The sequence below is a fragment of the Rhizorhabdus antheiae genome (genome assembly GCF_049889055.1).
Classification (GTDB): domain Bacteria; phylum Pseudomonadota; class Alphaproteobacteria; order Sphingomonadales; family Sphingomonadaceae; genus Rhizorhabdus.
Window position 1 is genome coordinate 444,426 of the sequence record NZ_JBLTWO010000001.1, and the last position, 18,511, is coordinate 462,936.

18 protein-coding genes are annotated in these 18,511 nt (G+C 66.2%); 7 read left to right on the forward strand and 11 right to left on the reverse strand.

From position 1 onward, the window contains the following. Nucleotides 1–4: 4 nt before the first annotated feature. On the forward strand, nt 5–1,150 hold the full coding sequence (locus ACNI3R_RS02030; RefSeq protein ID WP_426179486.1) for a glutathionylspermidine synthase family protein: 1,146 nt from the start codon (nt 5–7) through the stop codon (nt 1,148–1,150). A gap of 105 nt (nt 1,151–1,255) precedes the next feature. Here the strand turns inward: ACNI3R_RS02030 and ACNI3R_RS02035 are convergent, their stop codons facing one another. Continuing rightward, on the reverse strand, nt 1,256–3,004 hold the full coding sequence (locus ACNI3R_RS02035; RefSeq protein WP_426179488.1) for an N-acyl-D-amino-acid deacylase family protein: 1,749 nt from the start codon (nt 3,002–3,004) through the stop codon (nt 1,256–1,258). 22 nt (nt 3,005–3,026) lie between these two features. Then, nucleotides 3,027–4,778 (reverse strand): N-acyl-D-amino-acid deacylase family protein, encoded by a 1,752-nt coding sequence (locus ACNI3R_RS02040; RefSeq protein ID WP_426179490.1) that lies wholly within the window; start codon nt 4,776–4,778, stop codon nt 3,027–3,029. 252 nt (nt 4,779–5,030) lie between these two features. Between ACNI3R_RS02040 and ACNI3R_RS02045 the strand changes: the two genes are divergently transcribed. Continuing rightward, nucleotides 5,031–5,489: a nuclear transport factor 2 family protein gene (locus ACNI3R_RS02045; RefSeq protein ID WP_426179491.1), complete on the forward strand. Its 459-nt coding sequence runs from the start codon at nt 5,031–5,033 to the stop codon at nt 5,487–5,489. Here ACNI3R_RS02045 and ACNI3R_RS02050 read toward each other — a convergent pair. The 5 genes from ACNI3R_RS02050 to ACNI3R_RS02070 form a co-directional block, all read right to left on the reverse strand. After that, complete coding sequence (locus ACNI3R_RS02050; protein ID WP_426179493.1) at nt 5,438–6,670, reverse strand: cytochrome P450; 1,233 nt, start codon at nt 6,668–6,670, stop codon at nt 5,438–5,440. The two genes, ACNI3R_RS02045 and ACNI3R_RS02050, sit on opposite strands and share 52 nt — an antisense overlap. Nucleotides 6,671–6,743: 73 nt before the next feature. Beyond that, nucleotides 6,744–7,418 carry a TetR/AcrR family transcriptional regulator gene (locus ACNI3R_RS02055; protein ID WP_426179495.1) on the reverse strand — a complete coding sequence of 225 codons (675 nt, stop codon included), beginning with the start codon at nt 7,416–7,418 and terminating at the stop codon, nt 6,744–6,746. Nucleotides 7,419–7,440: 22 nt separating this feature from the next. Then, a complete protein-coding gene (locus tag ACNI3R_RS02060; RefSeq protein ID WP_426179497.1) occupies nt 7,441–8,223 on the reverse strand; it encodes an SDR family NAD(P)-dependent oxidoreductase in 783 nt (260 codons plus the stop codon). Between the two features lie 4 nt (nt 8,224–8,227). Next, on the reverse strand, nt 8,228–9,127 hold the full coding sequence (locus ACNI3R_RS02065; protein WP_426179498.1) for an NAD-dependent epimerase/dehydratase family protein: 900 nt from the start codon (nt 9,125–9,127) through the stop codon (nt 8,228–8,230). Nucleotides 9,128–9,160: 33 nt separating this feature from the next. Continuing rightward, on the reverse strand, nt 9,161–9,988 hold the full coding sequence (locus ACNI3R_RS02070) for an SDR family NAD(P)-dependent oxidoreductase (RefSeq protein WP_426179500.1): 828 nt from the start codon (nt 9,986–9,988) through the stop codon (nt 9,161–9,163). A 170-nt stretch (nt 9,989–10,158) separates the two neighbouring features. Here ACNI3R_RS02070 and ACNI3R_RS02075 point away from each other — a divergent pair, with 170 nt between their 5' ends. Genes ACNI3R_RS02075 through ACNI3R_RS02085 form a run of 3 tightly spaced genes read left to right on the forward strand, consistent with a single transcriptional unit; the run spans nt 10,159 to nt 12,135 of the window. After that, complete coding sequence (locus ACNI3R_RS02075) at nt 10,159–11,160, forward strand: quinone oxidoreductase family protein (protein WP_426179502.1); 1,002 nt, start codon at nt 10,159–10,161, stop codon at nt 11,158–11,160. Further along, entirely contained in the window at nt 11,157–11,495 is a 339-nt protein-coding gene (locus tag ACNI3R_RS02080; protein ID WP_426179503.1) for a hypothetical protein, read from the forward strand. Before ACNI3R_RS02075 ends, ACNI3R_RS02080 begins: the two co-directional genes overlap by 4 nt. After that, nucleotides 11,488–12,135 carry a Dabb family protein gene (locus ACNI3R_RS02085; RefSeq protein WP_426179505.1) on the forward strand — a complete coding sequence of 216 codons (648 nt, stop codon included), beginning with the start codon at nt 11,488–11,490 and terminating at the stop codon, nt 12,133–12,135. Before ACNI3R_RS02080 ends, ACNI3R_RS02085 begins: the two co-directional genes overlap by 8 nt. Before the next feature lie 9 nt (nt 12,136–12,144). Here ACNI3R_RS02085 and ACNI3R_RS02090 read toward each other — a convergent pair whose 3' ends face one another. Continuing rightward, nucleotides 12,145–13,215 (reverse strand): alkene reductase, encoded by a 1,071-nt coding sequence (locus ACNI3R_RS02090; RefSeq protein ID WP_426179506.1) that lies wholly within the window; start codon nt 13,213–13,215, stop codon nt 12,145–12,147. After that, on the reverse strand, nt 13,215–13,835 hold the full coding sequence (locus tag ACNI3R_RS02095) for a nuclear transport factor 2 family protein (RefSeq protein ID WP_426179508.1): 621 nt from the start codon (nt 13,833–13,835) through the stop codon (nt 13,215–13,217). Before ACNI3R_RS02095 ends, ACNI3R_RS02090 begins: the two co-directional genes overlap by 1 nt. 120 nt (nt 13,836–13,955) lie before the next feature. Between ACNI3R_RS02095 and ACNI3R_RS02100 the strand changes: the two genes are divergently transcribed. Further along, nucleotides 13,956–15,650, forward strand: a complete 1,695-nt coding sequence (locus tag ACNI3R_RS02100; RefSeq protein WP_426179510.1) for an FAD-dependent oxidoreductase — start codon at nt 13,956–13,958, stop codon at nt 15,648–15,650. 52 nt (nt 15,651–15,702) lie between these two features. Here the strand turns inward: ACNI3R_RS02100 and ACNI3R_RS02105 are convergent, their stop codons facing one another. Further along, nucleotides 15,703–16,578: an alpha/beta hydrolase gene (locus tag ACNI3R_RS02105; RefSeq protein WP_426179511.1), complete on the reverse strand. Its 876-nt coding sequence runs from the start codon at nt 16,576–16,578 to the stop codon at nt 15,703–15,705. A 64-nt stretch (nt 16,579–16,642) separates the two neighbouring features. On the opposite strand from ACNI3R_RS02105, the gene ACNI3R_RS02110 reads away from it, so the two are divergent. Next, nucleotides 16,643–17,752, forward strand: a complete 1,110-nt coding sequence (locus tag ACNI3R_RS02110) for a helix-turn-helix transcriptional regulator (RefSeq protein WP_426179513.1) — start codon at nt 16,643–16,645, stop codon at nt 17,750–17,752. A 3-nt stretch (nt 17,753–17,755) separates the two neighbouring features. On the opposite strand, the gene ACNI3R_RS02115 is transcribed toward ACNI3R_RS02110, so the two are convergent. Beyond that, nucleotides 17,756–18,511, reverse strand: a complete 756-nt coding sequence (locus ACNI3R_RS02115) for an SDR family NAD(P)-dependent oxidoreductase (RefSeq protein ID WP_426179515.1) — start codon at nt 18,509–18,511, stop codon at nt 17,756–17,758.

Consider the following 18,511-nt stretch of genomic DNA (forward strand, 5'->3'; position numbering starts at 1 on the left):
GCCCATGGAGCGTCGCCACCGCGGAGCCCGTGCCGACTGGCGCAGGCATGTCGAGAAACTCGGACTGATCTGGCACAGCAATGGCGACACACTCTATTGGGACGAATCCGTCCACTATGCACTGAGCGCGACCGACGTCGATCGGATCGAGACAGCAACCGAAAATGTCCATGCCCTGTTCGTCGAGGCGGGTTCGCATGTGGTCCGCGATCCGACCATGATGCGGCATTTCGGCATTCCGGACTATTGCCACCAGGCGATTGCCGACAGCTGGCGGGATCGGCCGCCGGCGCTGAACATTGGCCGTTTCGACTTCGGCTATGACGGATCGGGCGAACCAAAGCTGTTCGAGTTCAACTGCGACACCCCTACCGGCATGCTCGAAGCGGCGGTTGTCCAGTGGGACTGGAAGGAGCAGTGCTTCCCCGACCATGACCAGTTCAACAGTCTTCATGACAAGCTGCTGGCGCGATGGCACCGGCTGGCCCGCTCCCTGCCGGGCCGCAGGGCCTGGTTCACCCACGCCGCCGACCCGTCGCACGAAGACACGATCACCACGACCTATCTGCGCGATCTGGCGGAGCAGGCGGGCATAGCCACGCGTGCGATCCTGATCGGCGATATCGGGACCGACGAGGACGGCCGCATCGTCGACCTCGACGACTATCTGATCACCACGATCTTCAAGCTCTATCCATGGGAATGGATTGTCGACGAGCGCTACGGGCCCGACATCGTCCGGAACCTGCCGACGACCCTGTGGATCGAGCCGATCTGGAAGATGCTCTGGAGCAACAAGGCTATATTGGAAGTTCTGTGGACCCTGTTTCCCGGTCATCCGAACTTATTGCCGGCATCGAGCATCGCTGGAGCGATCGGCGACAGCCATGTCGCCAAGCCCTTCCTCTCGCGGGAAGGGGCGAATATCCGGATCGTGGAAGCGGGACAGGTGATCGCCCAGTCCGGAGGCAATTATGCCGGCGATCGCCTGCTATATCAGCAGAGGTTCCGGTCGGACGGATTCGACGGATATCATCCGGTTATCGGATCATGGATCGTCGACGGCGAAGCTGCCGGGGTCGGTATCCGTGAGGATGGGCTCATTACCGGCAATATGGCCCGCTTCATGCCGCACATCATCGACGGTTGAGGAACCGGCCCCCGGCTCACCCAGCCCTGCGCGACGCATGAAAAAAACGGGCGGAAGCCATGGCCCCCGCCCGCGGATTCATGGCCTATCGGCCTTCAATGCCGCTCATTCGGCCGCTTCGAGCGCCCGCTGCTCGGCAGCAGCCTCGGTCGGGGCCAGATATTCGCCCGGGCGGTTGCCGGTGTACTGGCCGTCGGCGAAGGTCTTCACGCCATTGACCAGCGTCAGGCGCATCGGCGCAGCCTGACGGGTGAAGCGCCAGGTCGTGCCACCCTCGCCATCCGGCACGTCGAAGCGCTTCTCCATGTCGCGATAGGCGATCTCGTCGAGGTTGAAGACCACGACGTCGGCACGACGGCCGGCCTTGATCTCGCCGGTGTCGTGCAGGCCAAAGAAATTGGCCAGCTTGCCCGTCTTGATGTGAATCGCCTGTTCGAGCGAGATCATGTCTTTCTTCACATATTTGGTGAAGAGCAGGATATTCTCGCCGCCGCCGCACAGCATCTGCAGATGCGCGCCGGCATCGGAGATGTTGCCCACCGAACGCGGGTCGTTCATCAGCTCGACAGTCAGCCCCTCATCCTTCGGGAAGGGTGCCATGTGCACGGTCGAGCGCGTGCCGTTTTCCAGGATCCACTGCGCCATCGCATCCGAGCGGTGGAGACCGCGGCTGTCGGCGAAGTCCTTGAGCGTGATGCCGACCGGGCCGGCGCCATTCTCGCTGTCGAGCAGGTAGAGATCCTGCGGGTTGTTCATCGGCGAATGCGGCCAGGCCTTGGTATCCCAGCTTTCGCGGGCGCGGGCGCGCCAGTCCGCATCGGCCAGCAGCCGCGCCTTTTCCTCATGCGTTTCTGCCAGCACGACCTCGTGCCAGACATAGTCGTTCGACTGGGCGAAGATCAGCGACTTGATCAGGCTGAGCGTGCTCGTGGGCGACACATGGGCATAGCCCGGCCAGATGTCGGCGCCCTCGGCACGCAGGCGGCCGAGCGTCTCCTGGAGCTTCGGAAGAATGTCCTTCTGGAACTCCAGCGTCGGCACCGCACCCGCGATCTGCATGCGGATGCCGCGACCCTTGGTCAGTCGACCGAGGCGTTCGAGGCTCGCCGGCCCCGTCTTCCGCATGAAGGTATCGATGATGCACTGATAGGTCGTGCCCGGATAGCGCTGCATCACGTCGAACAGAGCCTCGAACTCGGCATCGTCGGCGAGCAACGTCGGAATGGCGCGATCGTCGCCGTCATGGTCGTGCAGATTGTCCGACATGCCGAGCGCACCGGCCGCGAGGGCATCTTCGAGCAGCTCGGCCATGCGGGCAACCTCGTCGGCGGTCGCGGCGCGTTCCCAGGCTTCGACGCCCATGGCGGCGAGACGCAACGCGATATGTCCGACATAAGCCGAATAGTTGGTCGGCACGGTGACGTTGCGCGCCATCGAGGCCTTATATTCGGACCAGGTCTCCCAGTCCCACGGCACATGCTGCAGGAAGGGCTTGAGGGGGATATCCTCGAAGAAGGAGAAGATCTTGATCATCTCCAGCTGCGCGGCCTTCTCCTTCGACAAGGGGGCAGCGGTGAAGCCGCAATTGCCGAGGATGACCGTCGTCGCGCCATTGCCCGGCAGCGGATCGAGATCGGGCTGCCACCACATCGTCGCGTCATAATGGGTGTGGCTCTCGATGAAGCCGGGCGTGACGTAGCAGCCCGAGGCATCGAACGTCTCTTCGCCGGCGCGCGGCGCGAGGCCGGCGCCGACCTCGACGATGCGGCTGCCTTCGATGCGGACGTCCGCATCGAAGGCCTCGGCGCCGGTACCGTCGATCACCTTGCCGCCACGAATAAGCATTTTGGTCATTGGGCAAACTCCACTCTTACCGTCACTCTGCGGCGATCGCGGTCGGCTCGAGCGCGGCGGCCGGCTCCAGGAAAGCGCCGGGCTTGGCGCCGGTATAGGCGCCGTTGCGGAAGGTCGCCTCGCCATTGACCAGCGTCAGCTTCATCGGCGCAGCCTTGCGGGTGTAGCGCCAGGTGATGCCGCCCTTGCCGTCGGTGACGTCATAGACCTTTTCCATGTCGTGCTGCTCGATCTCGGCGAAATCGAATACGACCAGATCGGCGCGCTTGCCGGTCTTCACCTCGCCGATGTCGGTGAGGTGGAAGTGGTTGGCCAGTTTGCCCGTCATCGAATGCACCGCTTCCTCCAGGCTGATCGCCTTCTGGTCGCGCACATATTTGGTCAGATAGACGAGGTTTTCTCCGCCACCGCAGAGCATCTGGAGATGCGCGCCCGAGTCGGTGATGTTGCCGACGGTCTTCGGGTCGCGGATCATGTCGACGACCACCTCGTCGTCCATGTCGAACGGCGCCATGCGGACCGTCGACAGCACGCCGTTGCGCAGCAGCCATTCGGCCATCGCGTCCGACCGGTGCAGGCCCAGTTCCTCGGCATATTCGAGCAGCGTGCAGAAGGGGCCTTCGCCATTGTCCGAGCCCAGCTTGGTCAGCAGCAGCATGCCGGGGTTGTTCATCGGCGACTGCGGATAGCATTGCGTGTCCCAGCTCTCACGGGCGCGGGCGCGCCATTCCGGGTCGCGCAGCAGCTTTTCCTTGGCCTCGGCGCCGTCGGCCAGCACGACCTCGTGCCAGACATAGTCGTTCGACTGGGCGAAGATCAGCGACTTGTAGAGGCTGAGCTGACCGGTCAGCGGCACATGGGCATAGCCCGGCCACACGTCGATGCCGTCCTTGCGCATCTGCTCGACACGGTCGCGCATCGGCTGCAGCAGATATTTCTGATAGGCGACCGTCGGGATCGCGCCGGTCAGCTGGGTGCGCAGAGTGCGGCCCTTCAGCAGCTTTGCCATGCGATCGGTCTGCGCCGGGCCGGTGTCGCGCATCAGGGCGACGTCGATGATGCACTGGAAGGTCGAGTTCGGATAACGATCGAGCACGTCGAACAGCGCCGAGAATTCGGCATCGTCGGCCACCAGCGTCGGGATCGGGCGATTCTCGCCGTCATGGTCGAGCAGGTTGGTCGACAAGCCGAGCGCGCCGTTGGCCAGTGCATCGTCGAGCATCGCGGCCATCACCTTGCGCTCCTCGGCCGTGGCCGGGCGCTTCCACGCATCGAGGCCCATCGAGGCCATGCGGATCGCGATATGGCCGACATAGGCCGCGTTGTTGAGCGGCAGCCGGATCTTCTCCTTGACCGACGCCTTATATTCCGACCAGGTCCGCCAGTCCCACGGCACATGCTTGAGGAAGGGCTCGAGCGGGATATCTTCGAAGAAGGAGAAGATCTTCACCATCTCCAGCTGCGCATCCTTGTCGTCCGACATCGGCGCGGCCGTGAAGCCGCAATTGCCGGTGATGATCGTGGTCGCACCGATACCGGGCAGCGGATCCAGGTCCGCCTGCCACCACATGGTCGCGTCATAATGAGTGTGCGCCTCGATGAAGCCGGGCGAGACGATGCATCCGGTCGCGTCGAATTGCTCTTCGCCCTCGCGCGGCGCCAGATTCTGTCCGATTTCGACGATCCGGTCGCCCTGGATACGCACGTCACCGGGGCGGCGGTCGGCGCCGGTGCCGTCGACGATGGTGCCGTTCTTGATCAGCATGTCGGCCATGGCCTCTTCCTCTCCAAAAAATGCATGATGTCGGCAGGTTCGCCGATCCGGTCATGCACCCCCGCACGCCGGCTTCTGATTGTGGTGGGAAGCTATCGGGAGGCTGGCCGGCGGACAAGGAAGACATCCGCCATGCGCAGCGGCAGGTATCAATCGGCGACGCACAAGCGCATACCAGATGATCCCGCCTGTGCTTAGCGCTGGCCAATGTGCGGCGATTTTGCGCACAACCCCGGTCGAAAGGGGAGAGGAATGCCGCTTACCGAACTGATCGACAAGGATGCGATCCAGCAGGTCTATATCCGCTATTGCGAGATCGTCGACGCCAAGGATTTCGACCGGATGGACGAGGTCTTCCAGGAAGACTGCGTCGGCGATTACACCCAGGCACTGGGGCCGGGCGTGATCAGCCCGAACCGCGCCAGCCTGATCGCCTCGATGCACGCCAATCTCGGTCCGGATTCGAGCTGCGGCGCCACCCACCACAATGTGCTCAACTTCCGCATCGCCGTCGACGGCGACCGGGCGACCGCGAAGGTCCATTATTATGCGGTCCATCGCGGACGCGGTCGGTGGGCCGGCGCGCTCTATTCGATGTGGGGGCAATATGCGGACGACCTCGTCCGGACGCCCGCCGGCTGGCGCGTCGCGCGGCGGGTCTACACCGTCGCCCTGACCGAGGGTCCGTCAGAAGTCGTCGCCGGCCCCTGATCGCAGGCCAGCCAGGCGTTACGAAGCTCATAGCCCGTGACCAGATCGTTCCAGGTCACGTCCGGCACCTTCTCGAAACGCAGCCCCGGTATCGCGAGGAGGCGCAGCAGGAAGATGTCGGTCTCCTGGATCGCCAGGAAGGAGCCGGGGCAGCGGTGATGGCCGTCGCCGAAGCTCAGCACCGGCCCGCCCGCGCGATCGGCCGGGCAGCGGCCGGGCTGCGCCGCTAACGGCTTATCGCCGCTGACCGCAGGATCGGCGTTGACCGCACGGACGTCGACCGCAACCAGCGCGCCCTGAGGGATCTCTGACTCGCCGACCGACACCGGGCAGGTCGTGCGGCGGAAGATGGTGCCGACTACGGGTTCGAGCCGCAGCAACTCCTCGAGCAGCGCGTATCGCGCATCCTCGTCCGAGGCGAGATAATGGTCGCGCAGCACCGGATTCTCGATCAGATGCCACGAGCAGACGGTGATGAACTCGCGCGTCGTGACCATGCCGGCGGCACCATAGGTGATGCACTCGGTGAGGATTTCGGTGCCCTTATAGCCCTCCGCCAGCAGGTGCGAAATCACGTCCTCGCGCGGCGCGGCGCGGCGCACCTTCGCGCTCGGCCGGACATCGTACCAGTAGAAGCGCATCAGGCGATATTGCGCGACCAGCGCTTGCCACGTCTTGCGCAGCGCACCTTCGGCAGTGTCCAGCCCATCGGCGAAGAAGGCATTGATCCGCTTGTCGAGACCGGGCTTGCGGCTGTCGGTCAGACCCACCACCTGCGCGGCGACGCCGACGGCCATCTCCATCCCCATGGTGCTGAGTTCGCCCCGTCCCGCCCGCCGGAAGTCGCCGATCACCTTGTCGGCAAGGTCCGTCATCAGTTCGCGATAGCGGCTGTCCACCGCGCGCGGGGTGAAGAAGGGCGCGGTGAGCCGGCGCTGCTCGCGGTGAGTCTTGCCTTCGAGGAACAGGATCGGGACCTTGCCCTTCTCGGGCAGGCGCTCGAGCAGTTCGGCCTTGAACCCGGCCTGCTTGGTCGCATCGCTGCGCAGCAACTTCCGCGCGGCGGCGAAGCTGCGGATGTGCCAGGTGCCGTCCTTGTCGCGTTCGACGGGCACGCGCGACGGCCGGCGGCCAAAGGCGGTCCGCCGCTCATCGGGTTCGATTGTCGTTTCCATATCCATCTGGTTGGCTCCGATTTACGGAACCGAATTATCATAACCTCGGCAGCACGGCAACCTGATCCAAGGTGTCGTGTCAGGGGTGGTGACCGGCCATCTGCTCCATGACCGCTTCCAGGATCGGGCGCCAGGCGGTTGCGGCCGCTTCGTCCGCATAATCGTCGGCTGCTGCGCGGAGATGGGGAAGCTCCTCCTCGTCCCAGCTTTCCAGCGCCGTCTTGAGTTCGCGCGCCTGGTTGGTCCCGCGCGCCGACAGCGCCGCGAAGTGCCCGGCGGCAACGGCCGCGCCAAGCACGACCTTCGCCATCGCCCGATACAGGTCCATCGCCTCGCGCGCGGTGAAGCCCCGCGCCTTGAGCGCGCCGAGGAAACCGTCGACCGATTCGAGCTCGACCTCGATCCCCCAGCGCGCCTCGACGAACTCGATCACCAGCGACGGCTGCTGCCCGACCGAACTGAACAGCGAGGTGGCATGGTCCATCACCAGTTCGCGCCAGGGCTGGCCCCGGTCGATCGGCAGCGCGCGGATCGCCTGACGCCCGACGGCAAGGCGGATCAGCGCCTCGCGATTGTCGACATAGCGATACAGGGTCGCGATGCCGACGCCGAGCGTCGCCGCCAGTTCCTTCATGTTGAGGTCGGGCAGGCCCATCTCGATCGCCGTGTCGAGCAGGCGATCGAGGGTCAGGCGGCGCGGGCGACCAGCCGGCCGGGCGGGGGTAGAGTCTGATTTGGTGTCCACGCGGGTCATCTTCCCGTGCTTCGGCCGGGAATCAAGCGTCCTCTGGCAATTCCGGCGCCCAGGCCACGCCGTTGATGTGCGATCCCCCGTCGAGGAACAGAGTGTTGCCGGTCAGATAGCGGCTCTCCTCGCTCGACAGAAAGGCGATGACCGGCGCTATATCCTCGACCGGGTCGCCCATCCGTCCCATCGGATTCTGCGCAGCCATGATCGCCGCCGTTTCCGGGTTCATCTCGCGGAACTTGCGATAGGCCGCACTGATGCTCGCCGGACAGACGATGTTGCAGGTGATGCCATGCCCCGCCCATTCGCGCGCGGCCGTGCGGGTGAAGGCGCGCAGCGCTTCCTTGCCGACATTATATTCGGCCGAGCCGATATGGGCATTGACGCCGTTGAGCGACGCGATGCTGACGATGCGGCCCCAGCGCTTCGCCTTCATTACCGGGAACACCGCCTGCATCGCCCATTTCGCCGCCATGAGGGCCATGGTGAGGCCATGCTGGATCGCAGCGTCGCTCTTGTTCTCGATGCGGCCGAGCTGCGTTCCGCCCCAGGCATTGTTGATCAATATGTCGACCGTGCCGAAGCGGGCGATCGCCTCGGCGACCATCGCCTCGACCTGATCCTTCTGCATGACGTCGCAGGCGAAGAAATGCGCCCCCGTTTCTTCTGCGGCCCTGCGTCCGCCCTCAACATCGAAGTCGGCCAGCAGCACCTGCGCGCCGTCCGCCCGGAACCTCTCGACGACGCCCCGGCCGATGCCGTCGGCTCCGCCCGTGACGATCGCAACCTTGCCATCCAGCATGTCGGTCATGCGATCAACTCCGATACTGGGCGACGATCTCGCCGATCGCCGGGACGATATCGTTGCGGCGATAGCCGAGCAGTTCCACCACCTTGGGATCGGTATCGTAGAACAGGCTGTTGCCGCGCCCGAAGAAGATGGCGCCATCGGGCAGCATCGGATGCTCCTCGTCGCGCACCGGCGGCTTTTCGCGACCCACGCCCTCGAAGAAAGCCCCGAAATAATCCTGGAAGGACAGATTCTCGTCGCCGACAAGATAGGAGCCGCCCGGCTCGCCGCGCTCCAGCCCGCCCTCGATCGCTTCGGCGAGCGACTGGGTCGAGATGAAGTTGGTGCCCCCCGGAGGCGCGAATTCTGGCATCGGAGCGAACCTGCCCTCGGCATATTGGGTGTAGGCTGCAAACATCGGGATGACGAGGCCCGGGACCGCGCCGACGACGAAGGGTGCGTTGATGCTCATCGCGACGAAGCCGTCGTCGGCAAGTGCGGCGACGCCTTCGTCCGAGACCTTGCGCGATTTCACATAGGCGTTGGTCTCGACGAGGTGCGGCGCAGCCTGCGGATAAAAGCTGCCGACATTGACCGCACGCTTGATGCCGGCCTTCTTGGCTGCCTCGAAGAAGCGGGGCACACCGACCGAATTGGCGTCGTGCCAATGCTGGTCGCCCACCCCCGGCGGCTGGTGGCGCACGTCGTTGCCCGCCGCGAAGACGAGCGCGTCGAACTGGCCGAGCGCGTCGCGGTCGAAGTCCATGTTCACATAGTCGACCCGCAGGAAGGGCAGGTCGCCCAGCGGGGTGCCCGCGGCCGGCGGGTTACGGCCCGCGATGGTGACGTCATGGCCCTTGGCCTTGAGGTGGAGCGCGGCGCGCCCGCCGATCATGCCGGCACCGCCGACGACGATGATCTTCATATGCTTTTCCTTCGCATCAGAAATGGGGGCAGATCAGAAATTGAGGCCATTGCCCGACAGCACGGGCAGGTTGGTCCAGACGCCACGCGGATCGCGATACCAGCCGGCCGCGGCCAGCGCGCCGCCGTCGATATGCAGCGCGGTGCCGGTGATCCACGCCGCGTGCGGACTCGCGAGGAACAAGATGCCCGACGCCATGTCCTGCGGGGTGCCGAAGCGACCGAGTGGTATCCAGCTGGGGATATGCTCGCGATGCTCCTCGGGGATCATCAGCGACACCGGCACCTGCGGCGTGTCGGTCGTCTCCGGCGCGATCAGGTTGATGCGGATGCCTTCCGGCCCGAGTTCGAGCGCGAGGCTCTTGGTGAAGCCGGTGAGGCCCGCCTTGCATGCTGCATAGACCGCACAGTTGGGGATGCCGCGAAAGCCCTCGATCGACGACACGCAGACGATGCTGCTCCCCGCGCCTTTCTTGCGCAGCAGCGGGATCATCGCCTTGGTGACCGAAAACACCTGGCCGAGATTGGTCATGTAAAGCTGGCCGACCTCCTCGTCTGTCAGCTGCTCGAACGGCTTGGCCAGCATCAGGAAGTCGCCGACATTGTTGACGAGCACGTCGAGCCCGCCGAACGCCGCATCGACCTTCTGGCTGAGATCGGCGACTGCGGACGGGTCGGTCACGTCACCGACGACGACCAGCGCATCCGGGCCTAGTGCGGACTGCGCATCGGCCGCGCGCTGCTCGTCGATTTCGATGATGGCGACGCGGGCACCCGCATCGCGAAACGCTTCGGCGGCCGCCCGGCCGATGCCGACACCACCTCCGGTGACCAGCACGGTCTTGCCCGTGAAATCGTGCACCTGCCCCTCCTTTAGGATCATGTTCTCGTTCGACTCGATGGCTAACCCGACACACCGCCATTCGCAAGCCCGTACAACGCAATATGCAGCATCGTGACAGTTTGACTTTGCATTTGCGTTTTCCAGACGGCACAATGTTGCGAAATAGATCATGCGGAGGGGTGCGGACGATGTCCGGTGAAACGATGGAAGCGATGGTTCTCAACCGGTTCGGAGGTCCCGAGGTCCTCGAACTCGCGCGGATCGAGCGCCCACGCGCAGGGCCGGGCCAGGTGGTCGTGCAGGTAGCCTATGCCGGGGTGAACCCCGCCGACTGGAAGGCGCGCGAAGGCTGGCTTCAGCTCTACTTCCAATATGTCTTTCCTTTCGTCGTCGGCTTCGACGCCGCCGGTCTCGTCGCCGAAGTGGGCGAGGGCGTGACCGGCCTTGCGGTCGGCGACCGGGTTGTCACCGCGTCCAACCAGGGCAAGGGCGAACGCGGTTCCTATGCCGAATATGTGCTGTCCGACCGTGAGCGCGTCGTGAAACTCCCCGACCATGTCTCGCTGCGCGATGCCGCCTCGATCCCGACGGCAGCGATTACGGCATGGGAAGCCGTGTTCGACGTCGGGAGGACCCAGGCGGGCCAATATGTCCTCGTCAATGGCGGCGCGGGCGGCACCGGCGGCTTCGCCGTGCAGCTGGCGAATATGGCTGGCGCCAAGGTCGCGGCGACCTGTGGTCCCGCCAATATCGATTATGTCCGCAGCCTCGGCGCGGACCTGGCCATCGACTATCGCCAGGGCGACGTTCGCGCGCAGGTGGCGGCCTGGGCCCCTGCCGGGGTCGACCTCGTCGTCGACACGGTCGGCCAGGGTACGCTGCTCGACTCGATCGAGATGGTCCGCCAGGGCGGCATCGTCGCGCCGATCGGTACGCTGATCGCCGACGAGCCCATGCCCGATCCCGCGCGCGCCGCCGAACTGGGGGTGTCGATCGTCCCGACCATCGCCAATTTCGCCCGGCAGGAGCGCCAGCTGAACGCGCTCGTCGACGCACTCGGCGCTGGCAAGATCAAGGCGCCCGCGATCGAAGTCCTGCCGCTCGCGCAGGCGGGCGAAGCGCATCGCCGCGTCAAGGACGGCCATGTCCGCGGCAAGATCCTTCTCGCGGTCAATGAGGCGCTCGCATGATCTGGGTCGTCGACGAGGTCGAAACCAGGCCCGGCATGGGCCAGGCTTTCCTGGACGCCTATATGGCCGACTATGCGCCGGGCAACGAGGTGCGCGGCCTCAAGCTGGTGCAGACGATGGTCGAGCCGGCGATGTGGCTGGACGACGCGCCCAACCGGCTCCTGCTGATCTGGCAGGCCGATCATGCCGGCAGCGTCTGGGGCGCCAAGCATCAGGCGCGCGGCGACGAGTCGGTCTATCGCTGGTGGAACGAAACCGCACCGCAATATATCCTGTCGCGCAAGCGCGGCACCTATGCCCCGGCGGAGGCGCTGGAGGCGCTGGCCCATGTATAACCAACTGATCATCCCGACCTTCGCCCCGGAACACCGCCAAGAAGCGATGCGGACGATCGCGGAGGCGAGTGCGGCGCTCGACAGCGCCTCGATCCTGTTCGCCCCCACCCTTCCCGGCGTCTACAATGGCGGCGATGCGATCTGGCGGGGAAGCTTCGCAGACCGTGCGGCTTGTGAGGCGGCGTTGGCCAGTGACACATGGGCGCACGCGGCCCGACTGCTGGCCGACCCTGAGGTTACCGCCCATGCGGACAAAGTAGCCTTCCGGAACGGAAAGAACGGCGGGCCGGTCGAAGGCGGCGGCCTTTACCGCGTCGCCCTGTTCCGCGCCTCGGTGAACCCGACGCCCGAGCGGCTCGATGCCTTCGGGCAACAGACCGCGTCGATGCCGGGCGCGATCTCCTCGATCCGCCGCTGGCAGATCTCGACCGCCGACCATGCGTCGGGCCTCCACGAATGGACGCATGTCTGGGAACAGGAATATGCCGACCAGGCGGGGCTGGAAGGGCCCTATATGATGCACCCGGCACACTGGGCACATGTCGAGCGCTGGTTCGACCCCGAATATCCCGAGTTCCTGGTCCACCCGCTGCTCGTCCACACCTTCTGCGCGATAGAGCGGCCGGTGATCGTCGCCTGACTAGTCGCGTCAGTCGGCCGGCGAATAGGCCGGATAGTCGGTGTAGCCTCGCGCGCCCTCGGCGTAGATCAGCATCGGATCGAAGGTCGCGAGCGGGTGGCCGTGGCGGAAGCGGTCGACCAGATCGGGGTTCGCAATGAACGGCCGGCCGAAGGAGATCGCGTCGGCCGCCCCCTCCGCGAGCAGCGCTTCTGCACGGGCCTGATCGATGCTCTCGTTGAGGATCAGCGGGCCGTGCCAATGCGCGGCCGCCACGGCGCGATGATCGATCCCCTGCGGCACCTCCATCGCGATCAGATGGCAGTAGGCGAGGCCCAGCCCGTCGATCGCGTCGAGCAGCGTCGCATGGGTCTCCGCCGGGTCCTCGTCATGCAGATCGTTGAAAGGATTGCCGGGGCAGATGCGGAAGCCGACCCGGTCGGCCCCGATGCGCCCGGCCAGCGCTTCCAGCGTTTCGACCACGAAGCGGACCCGGTTCGCCACCGATCCGCCATAGCCGTCGGTGCGGCGGTTCGTCCCGGTCGCCATGAACTGGGCCGGCAGATAGCCCGAGGTGCAGTGGAGCTCGACCCCGTCGAACCCAGCCGCGATCGACCGCGCGCCGGCCGATGCATAGGCCTCGATCACGCCCGGAATCTCCGACGTCTCGAGCGCGCGGGGAACCATCGTCCCCGACATGCCGGTGGCGGTCCACAGCTTCGCATTGGCCTGGATCGCGGACGGGGCGATGATGTCGGTACCGGCCGGACGGTTCGCCTCGGCGGCGATGCGGCCCACGTGCATCAGCTGAGCCACGATCGCCCCACCGCGCGCGTGGACCGCGTCGGTCACCTTTTTCCAAGCAACCCGCTGGGCGTCGTCATAGATGCCTGGCGTGCGCGGATAGCCTTTGCCCTCGATCGACGGGTGAATGCCCTCGCTGACGATCAGGCCGGCATCCGCGCGCTGCGCATAATAGTCGACGTGCAGGTCGGTCGGCCGGTCCGCCTCGTCGGCGCGGCTGCGCGTCATCGGCGCCATCACGATGCGGTTGCGCAGGTCGAGCGCCCCCAGGCGCACGGGATCGAACAGTCCGGACATCAGCGTACCTTCACCTTGGGCGCGGCAGCCGATCCGCGCATCGTTGCGATGAATTTCTCCAGCGGTGCGGGCTCGGCCACGGGTCGGTCGGCCGGCCCGCTGCGCGCCCAGAATTCCCTCCAGGACGGGAAATAGTCATGATAGCCCCCCTCATAGGGCTCGCGACCGGGCCAGCGCATCTTGCGCGCGCCGATCGGCGGCTTGTTGAGGTCGGTCGCATACCAGTAGAGCGGCAGCCGGCGCCGGAAATACCAGCGGCCATCGATCCGCTCATAGCGATCGACATAGATCATCTGCATGATCACCCATTCGGGGCCGGTCTCATGCTCGTTCTTGGAATAGACGACCCCCTGCGCATGGTCGGGATCGTCGAACTCGATGATATGGCCGCCGATATGATGCGAGGTGCCGTCGAATTGCTGGCGCATCGTCTGGTCGAACCAGTCGCGCAGCGCCGCGCGGCCGGTGGAGCCATCGCCGACCTTGACGTCCTCGGGAAACAGGCCGACCCACGCATCGGCGTCGCGCATGTCGAGGGCGAGGCTGTATTTGGCGGCAAGCTGGCGGATCGCATCGATCGACTCGAGCCGGTCGAGCCGCCTGAGGATATCGTCGGTCACTGCTCCCTCCCAACGCAGACTCCAGCATCATTCCACTGGAAACTGTCGATTTGCGTTGATACACGTTCGATCAGCTTCGCATAGTGTAGTTTTACACGATAAGCGATTACGGGAGGGGACATGGCGTTCGATCGGGAAGTGGATCTGCTGGTGGTCGGGTCGGGCGCTGCCGCGCTGGTGGCGGCGCTGCGCGCGGCGAAGGCGGGCGCCGACGTCCTCGTGACCGAGAAGGGTGATCTCTGGGGCGGCACGTCGGCGACCTCTGGCGGCGGTATCTGGATCCCCGGAAGCCACCTCGCGGCTGCCGCCGGCAAGCCCGACGATCTGGAGGAGGCTTTCGGCTATGTCCGCCGGCTGACCGCGCCGAACGTCAAGGACGAGCAGATCCACGCCTTCATCGACAATGCCCACCGCATGCTCGCCTGGATCGAGCGCGAGGCGGACGTGGAATATGCCGCCCTGCCCTATCCCGATTATTATCCGGAGACCGAGGGCAGCCGCGACGGCTTCCGCACCCATTTGATGCCGGGCGAGATCGACGCCCGGACGATGGACCGCGCCACCTTCGACACGATGCAGCGCGCATCGCCGGCCGCCAGCCTGTGGGGGCGGATCAACTGGAAGCTGTCGGAAACCAACACCGTCCTGTTCCGCCCCAAGGGCTGGCTGGGCGTCACGCTCAAGGTCATGGCGGGTTATTGGCTCGACATTCCGCAGCGTCTGCGCAGCCCGCGCGACCGGCGCCTGACCCTCGGCACCGCGCTGATGGCGCAGCTCCGCAAGGCGCTCGATCGGACGGGCGCGACCTTCTGGCTGAAGAGCCCCTTCACCGGCCTGATCGAAGAGGGCGGCAGGGTGGTCGGTGCCACTGTCCGCCATGAGGGCCGCGAGCTGCGGATCGGCGCGCGCCGGGGTGTCATCCTCGCGGCCGGCGGGTTCGAGCGCAACGCCGCGCTGCGCGAGGAGCATCTGCCCGGCGCGCACCAGCCGCAGGCGAGCGGATCGCAGGTCAACAACGAGGGCGACGCGCTCTTCGCGGCCACGAAGCTCGGCGCTGCGACCCGCAACCTCGATTCGGCCTGGTGGGCGCCGGTCTTCCGCATTCCCGGCGAGGACCGCGCGCGGCTTTCGACGGTCGAGCGCGCCCTGCCCTACTCGATCATCGTCAACCAGGCCGGCAAGCGCTACGCCAATGAGGCGCTGTCCTATCACCGGTTCGGCGAGGCGATGATGGCCCGCCACCGTCCGGGCGCCGGCACCGATCCCAGCTGGCTGGTCTTCGACAGCCGCTATCGCGCCCGCTATCCGGCCGGCCCGGTGATTCCCGGCTTTCCCGATGCGATGCTACCCGCCGCCGTCCGGCAGGTGCTGGTCAAGGCCTCGACGATCAGCGAGCTGGCCGAGAAAATGAAGCTCGACCCGACCACGCTGAAGGCGACCGTGCAGCGCTTCAACACCATGGTCGGCCAGGGTCGGGACGAGGATTTCGGGCGCGGCGATGCCACCTATGACCGGCTCTATGGCGATCCGCGCGTCTCGCCCAATCCGTCGCTGGGGACGGTCGAGAAAGCGCCTTTCTATGCGATCCCGCTCTATCTGGGCGACATCGGCACCAATGGCGGCCTCGTCACCGATGGCCGCGCCCATGTGCTGCGTGAGGATGGCAGCGCCATTCCCGGCCTCTATGCGGTCGGCAATCTCGCCGCATCGGTGATGGGCTACAGCTATCCGGGCGCCGGCGCCACGCTCGGCCCGGCGATGACCTTCGGCTGGCTTGCGGCGGCCGATGCGATCGGGATCAACGAACCCGCCTGAACAAGCGAGGCCCGGCGGGGTGGCGAGCGATGGCCCGCCACCCCGCTCGCCATCAGGCGAAGGCGCGCTTCAGCGCGGCCGCGCCCAGCGCTACGGCCTGGTCGGCGATCGGCGACAGTCCGAAGAAGCTCGCAAAGCCATGAATGCCGCCCGAGAAATCGTGGAGATCGGTCGGCACGCCGGCTTCACGCAGCCGCACGGCATAAGCGAAGCCCTCGTCATGCAGCGGGTCATTCGCCGCCAGGATGATCGTCGCGGGCGGCAGGCCCGACAGGTCCTTCGCGCGGATCGGAGCAGCGAGTTCGCTCGGCTGCGCGTCGCCGATATAGGCCTTCCAGAAGAAGGCCATCATCTCGTTCGACAGGAAGCCGCCCGCCGCATTGGCGCGGTAGGAGCCATTGTCGAAATCATTGTCGATCACCGGATAGAACAGCACCTGTGCCAGCGGGGCATGCGGCTTGCCGCGCAGCGACAGGGCGGTCGCCGCAGCGAGATTGCCCCCGGCACTGTCACCGATCACCGCATAGCGGCTGCGATCGACGCCGAAGCTCGCGGCGCGCGCGGGCAGGCCTTCGACCGCTGCGACGCAATCGAGCAGCGGCGCGGGAAAGGGATGCTCGGGCGCCAGGCGATAGCCGACCGACAGCACGGCGCAGCCGGCCTCCTGCGCGATCTTGCGCGCCAGCCCGTCATGCGTCTCCAGCGTTCCGACGACCCAGCCGCCGCCATGGAACAGCACCGCGACCGGCAGCGTCTCGCCCGGCTTCGGGTGATAGAGGCGGGCGGGCAACGGCCCGGCGGCACCGTCGACCTCGACGTCGCGGACCTCGGCAACCTCGACCGGCGGCATGGGCATGGGATTGTCCATCATCGCCCGCATCGCATTCGCCTCGAGCGGGTCCGGCAAGGCGAAGCCGCTGGCGGCCATGGCATCAATCATTTGCTGCAAGGCTGGATCGATCATTCTATTCCCTCTCCTGATGCTGGACCTGATGCCCGAAGAATATGACGACATGCCCGGCGTGCTCGCCGCGCTGTTCGCGAGCCTGCTGGACGAAGAACCATGGGCTGCCTTTCTCGGCCGCCTGTCGAAGGCGTCGGGCGCGACCTGGGTCACGCTGATCCTGACTCCGCGATCGGCCGAGCAGCCCGGCATGATCCTGACGCCCAATGCCGATCCCGGTGTCGGCGCCGACTATAGCAGCCGCCTGTTCGCCGACGATCCCTTCATCGGCCTGCCCGACGGCAAGGTCGAGCATTTCCGCGATTTCGTCTCGGCGACGATGCTCGACCGCAAGAGCGCCTTCCGCGAGTTCGTCGAGCATACCAGCGACGAGATATTGGGTGTCGATATCGGCGAGGCGAGCCGGCTCGAGCTGCGGCTGCGCCTGACCCGCGCGGCCGACCAGCCGCGCTTCACGGTCGAGGACCGCCGCAAGCTGGAGAAGATCGTTCCGCATCTGCGCATCGCGCTGGCGCTGTTCGAGCGGATTGCTTCCGGCGAGACCGAGCAGCGCATCTATGCGGGCGCGGTCGCGCAGATGGCGGTCGGGTTGATCATCCTCGACCGCAAGGGCAAGGTTCTGCGGCTCAATGCGCCCGCCTCGACCATATTGGCGGAGCAGGACGGGATCGCGCTGCGCAACGGCGCGCTGACTTTCGACGATGCCGCGCTCGGCCGGCAATTGCAGGACCGCCTCGCGCGCGGCGAAGACGGCGCGCCCATGACGATCCGGATCGAGCGCCCCTCGGGCACGGGCGATCTGCTGCTGGTCGCAGGACAGGCGCCCGCCCCCGACTTCATATCGGCGGGGGGTGGCCCCGCGCTGGTGCTGTTCCTGACCGACCCGACCCATGGTCCGCGCATCTCCGCAGAAGCGATCCGCGACTTGCTGGGCCTCACCCAGGGCGAGGCTGCGGTCGCGGCGCATCTGGCGGAGGGACTGGCGCCAGCCGAAGTGGCGGCACGGCTCGGCATTTCGGCCAACACCGTGCGCGCCCATCTTCGGTCGATCTTCGGCAAGACCGGGGTCAAGCGGCAGAGCCAGCTGGTGCAGCTCGTCCATCAGAGCCTGCCCAGCCTGTCGCGACCCGCCGGCTGACCTCTAGAGATCGAGCGGCGGGAAGGACGACAGCAGCGCCGCATCGACCAGCTGCGCCTGACCGTTCACCCCGGCGGCGTTGCGCGACAGCAGGAACAGCGCCACCTCGGCGATGTGCTGCGCCGACAATCCACCGCGATAATCGGGGTCGGTGAGCTCGGCCTTGATCGAGTCGTCCTGCTCCAGCCCGTTCATCGGCGTCAGCACCATGCCGGGACAGATCGCGTTCACCCGCAGCTGCTTCTCCGCAAAGGCCCGGGCTGCCGAGCGGACCAGCCCGACCATGCCGTGCTTCGACGTGGCATAGGCCGCCGCTTCGGAGAAACCGATCACCCCGGCCGCCGACGCCGTGACGACGCAGGCACCGCCGGCACGCGAGCGCGCCAGCGCCAGCTGCAGGCCGAGGAAGGTCCCGCGCAGATTGACCGCGATGATCTTGTCGAACAGCGCGGGGGTCACCTGATCGAACGGGATATAGGGCTGCAGCATCCCGGCATTGAGGAAGGTCAGGTCGACCCCGCCGAACGTGCGCTCGGCAGCGTCGAACATCGCCTCATTATCGGCATCGCTGGAGATGTCGGCTTTGACCGCGATGGCGTTGCCGCCGGCCTGGACGATGAGCGACGCGGTAGCATCCGCGCTCTCCCCGTTCAGGTCGGCGACGACGACCGATGCGCCCTCCGCCGCGAGACGCCGGGACGCGGCACGGCCGATTCCCGACCCGCCACCGGTGACGATGGCGACCTTGTTCGCGAACAT

Coding starts and splice junctions, on each gene's coding strand:
- ACNI3R_RS02075 (WP_426179502.1), top strand. CDS start 10,159: ATGTCCGGTGAAACGATGGAAGCGATGGTTCTCAACCGGTTCGGAGGT.
- ACNI3R_RS02030 (WP_426179486.1), top strand. CDS start 5: ATGGAGCGTCGCCACCGCGGAGCCCGTGCCGACTGGCGCAGGCATGTC.
- ACNI3R_RS02080 (WP_426179503.1), top strand. CDS start 11,157: ATGATCTGGGTCGTCGACGAGGTCGAAACCAGGCCCGGCATGGGCCAG.
- ACNI3R_RS02065 (WP_426179498.1), bottom strand. CDS start 9,127: ATGAAGATCATCGTCGTCGGCGGTGCCGGCATGATCGGCGGGCGCGCC.
- ACNI3R_RS02100 (WP_426179510.1), top strand. CDS start 13,956: ATGGCGTTCGATCGGGAAGTGGATCTGCTGGTGGTCGGGTCGGGCGCT.
- ACNI3R_RS02040 (WP_426179490.1), bottom strand. CDS start 4,778: ATGGCCGACATGCTGATCAAGAACGGCACCATCGTCGACGGCACCGGC.
- ACNI3R_RS02110 (WP_426179513.1), top strand. CDS start 16,643: ATGCCCGAAGAATATGACGACATGCCCGGCGTGCTCGCCGCGCTGTTC.
- ACNI3R_RS02090 (WP_426179506.1), bottom strand. CDS start 13,215: ATGTCCGGACTGTTCGATCCCGTGCGCCTGGGGGCGCTCGACCTGCGC.
- ACNI3R_RS02060 (WP_426179497.1), bottom strand. CDS start 8,223: ATGACCGACATGCTGGATGGCAAGGTTGCGATCGTCACGGGCGGAGCC.
- ACNI3R_RS02115 (WP_426179515.1), bottom strand. CDS start 18,511: ATGTTCGCGAACAAGGTCGCCATCGTCACCGGTGGCGGGTCGGGAATC.
- ACNI3R_RS02105 (WP_426179511.1), bottom strand. CDS start 16,578: ATGGCCGCCAGCGGCTTCGCCTTGCCGGACCCGCTCGAGGCGAATGCG.
- ACNI3R_RS02055 (WP_426179495.1), bottom strand. CDS start 7,418: ATGACCCGCGTGGACACCAAATCAGACTCTACCCCCGCCCGGCCGGCT.
- ACNI3R_RS02085 (WP_426179505.1), top strand. CDS start 11,488: ATGTATAACCAACTGATCATCCCGACCTTCGCCCCGGAACACCGCCAA.
- ACNI3R_RS02045 (WP_426179491.1), top strand. CDS start 5,031: ATGCCGCTTACCGAACTGATCGACAAGGATGCGATCCAGCAGGTCTAT.
- ACNI3R_RS02035 (WP_426179488.1), bottom strand. CDS start 3,004: ATGACCAAAATGCTTATTCGTGGCGGCAAGGTGATCGACGGTACCGGC.
- ACNI3R_RS02050 (WP_426179493.1), bottom strand. CDS start 6,670: ATGGATATGGAAACGACAATCGAACCCGATGAGCGGCGGACCGCCTTT.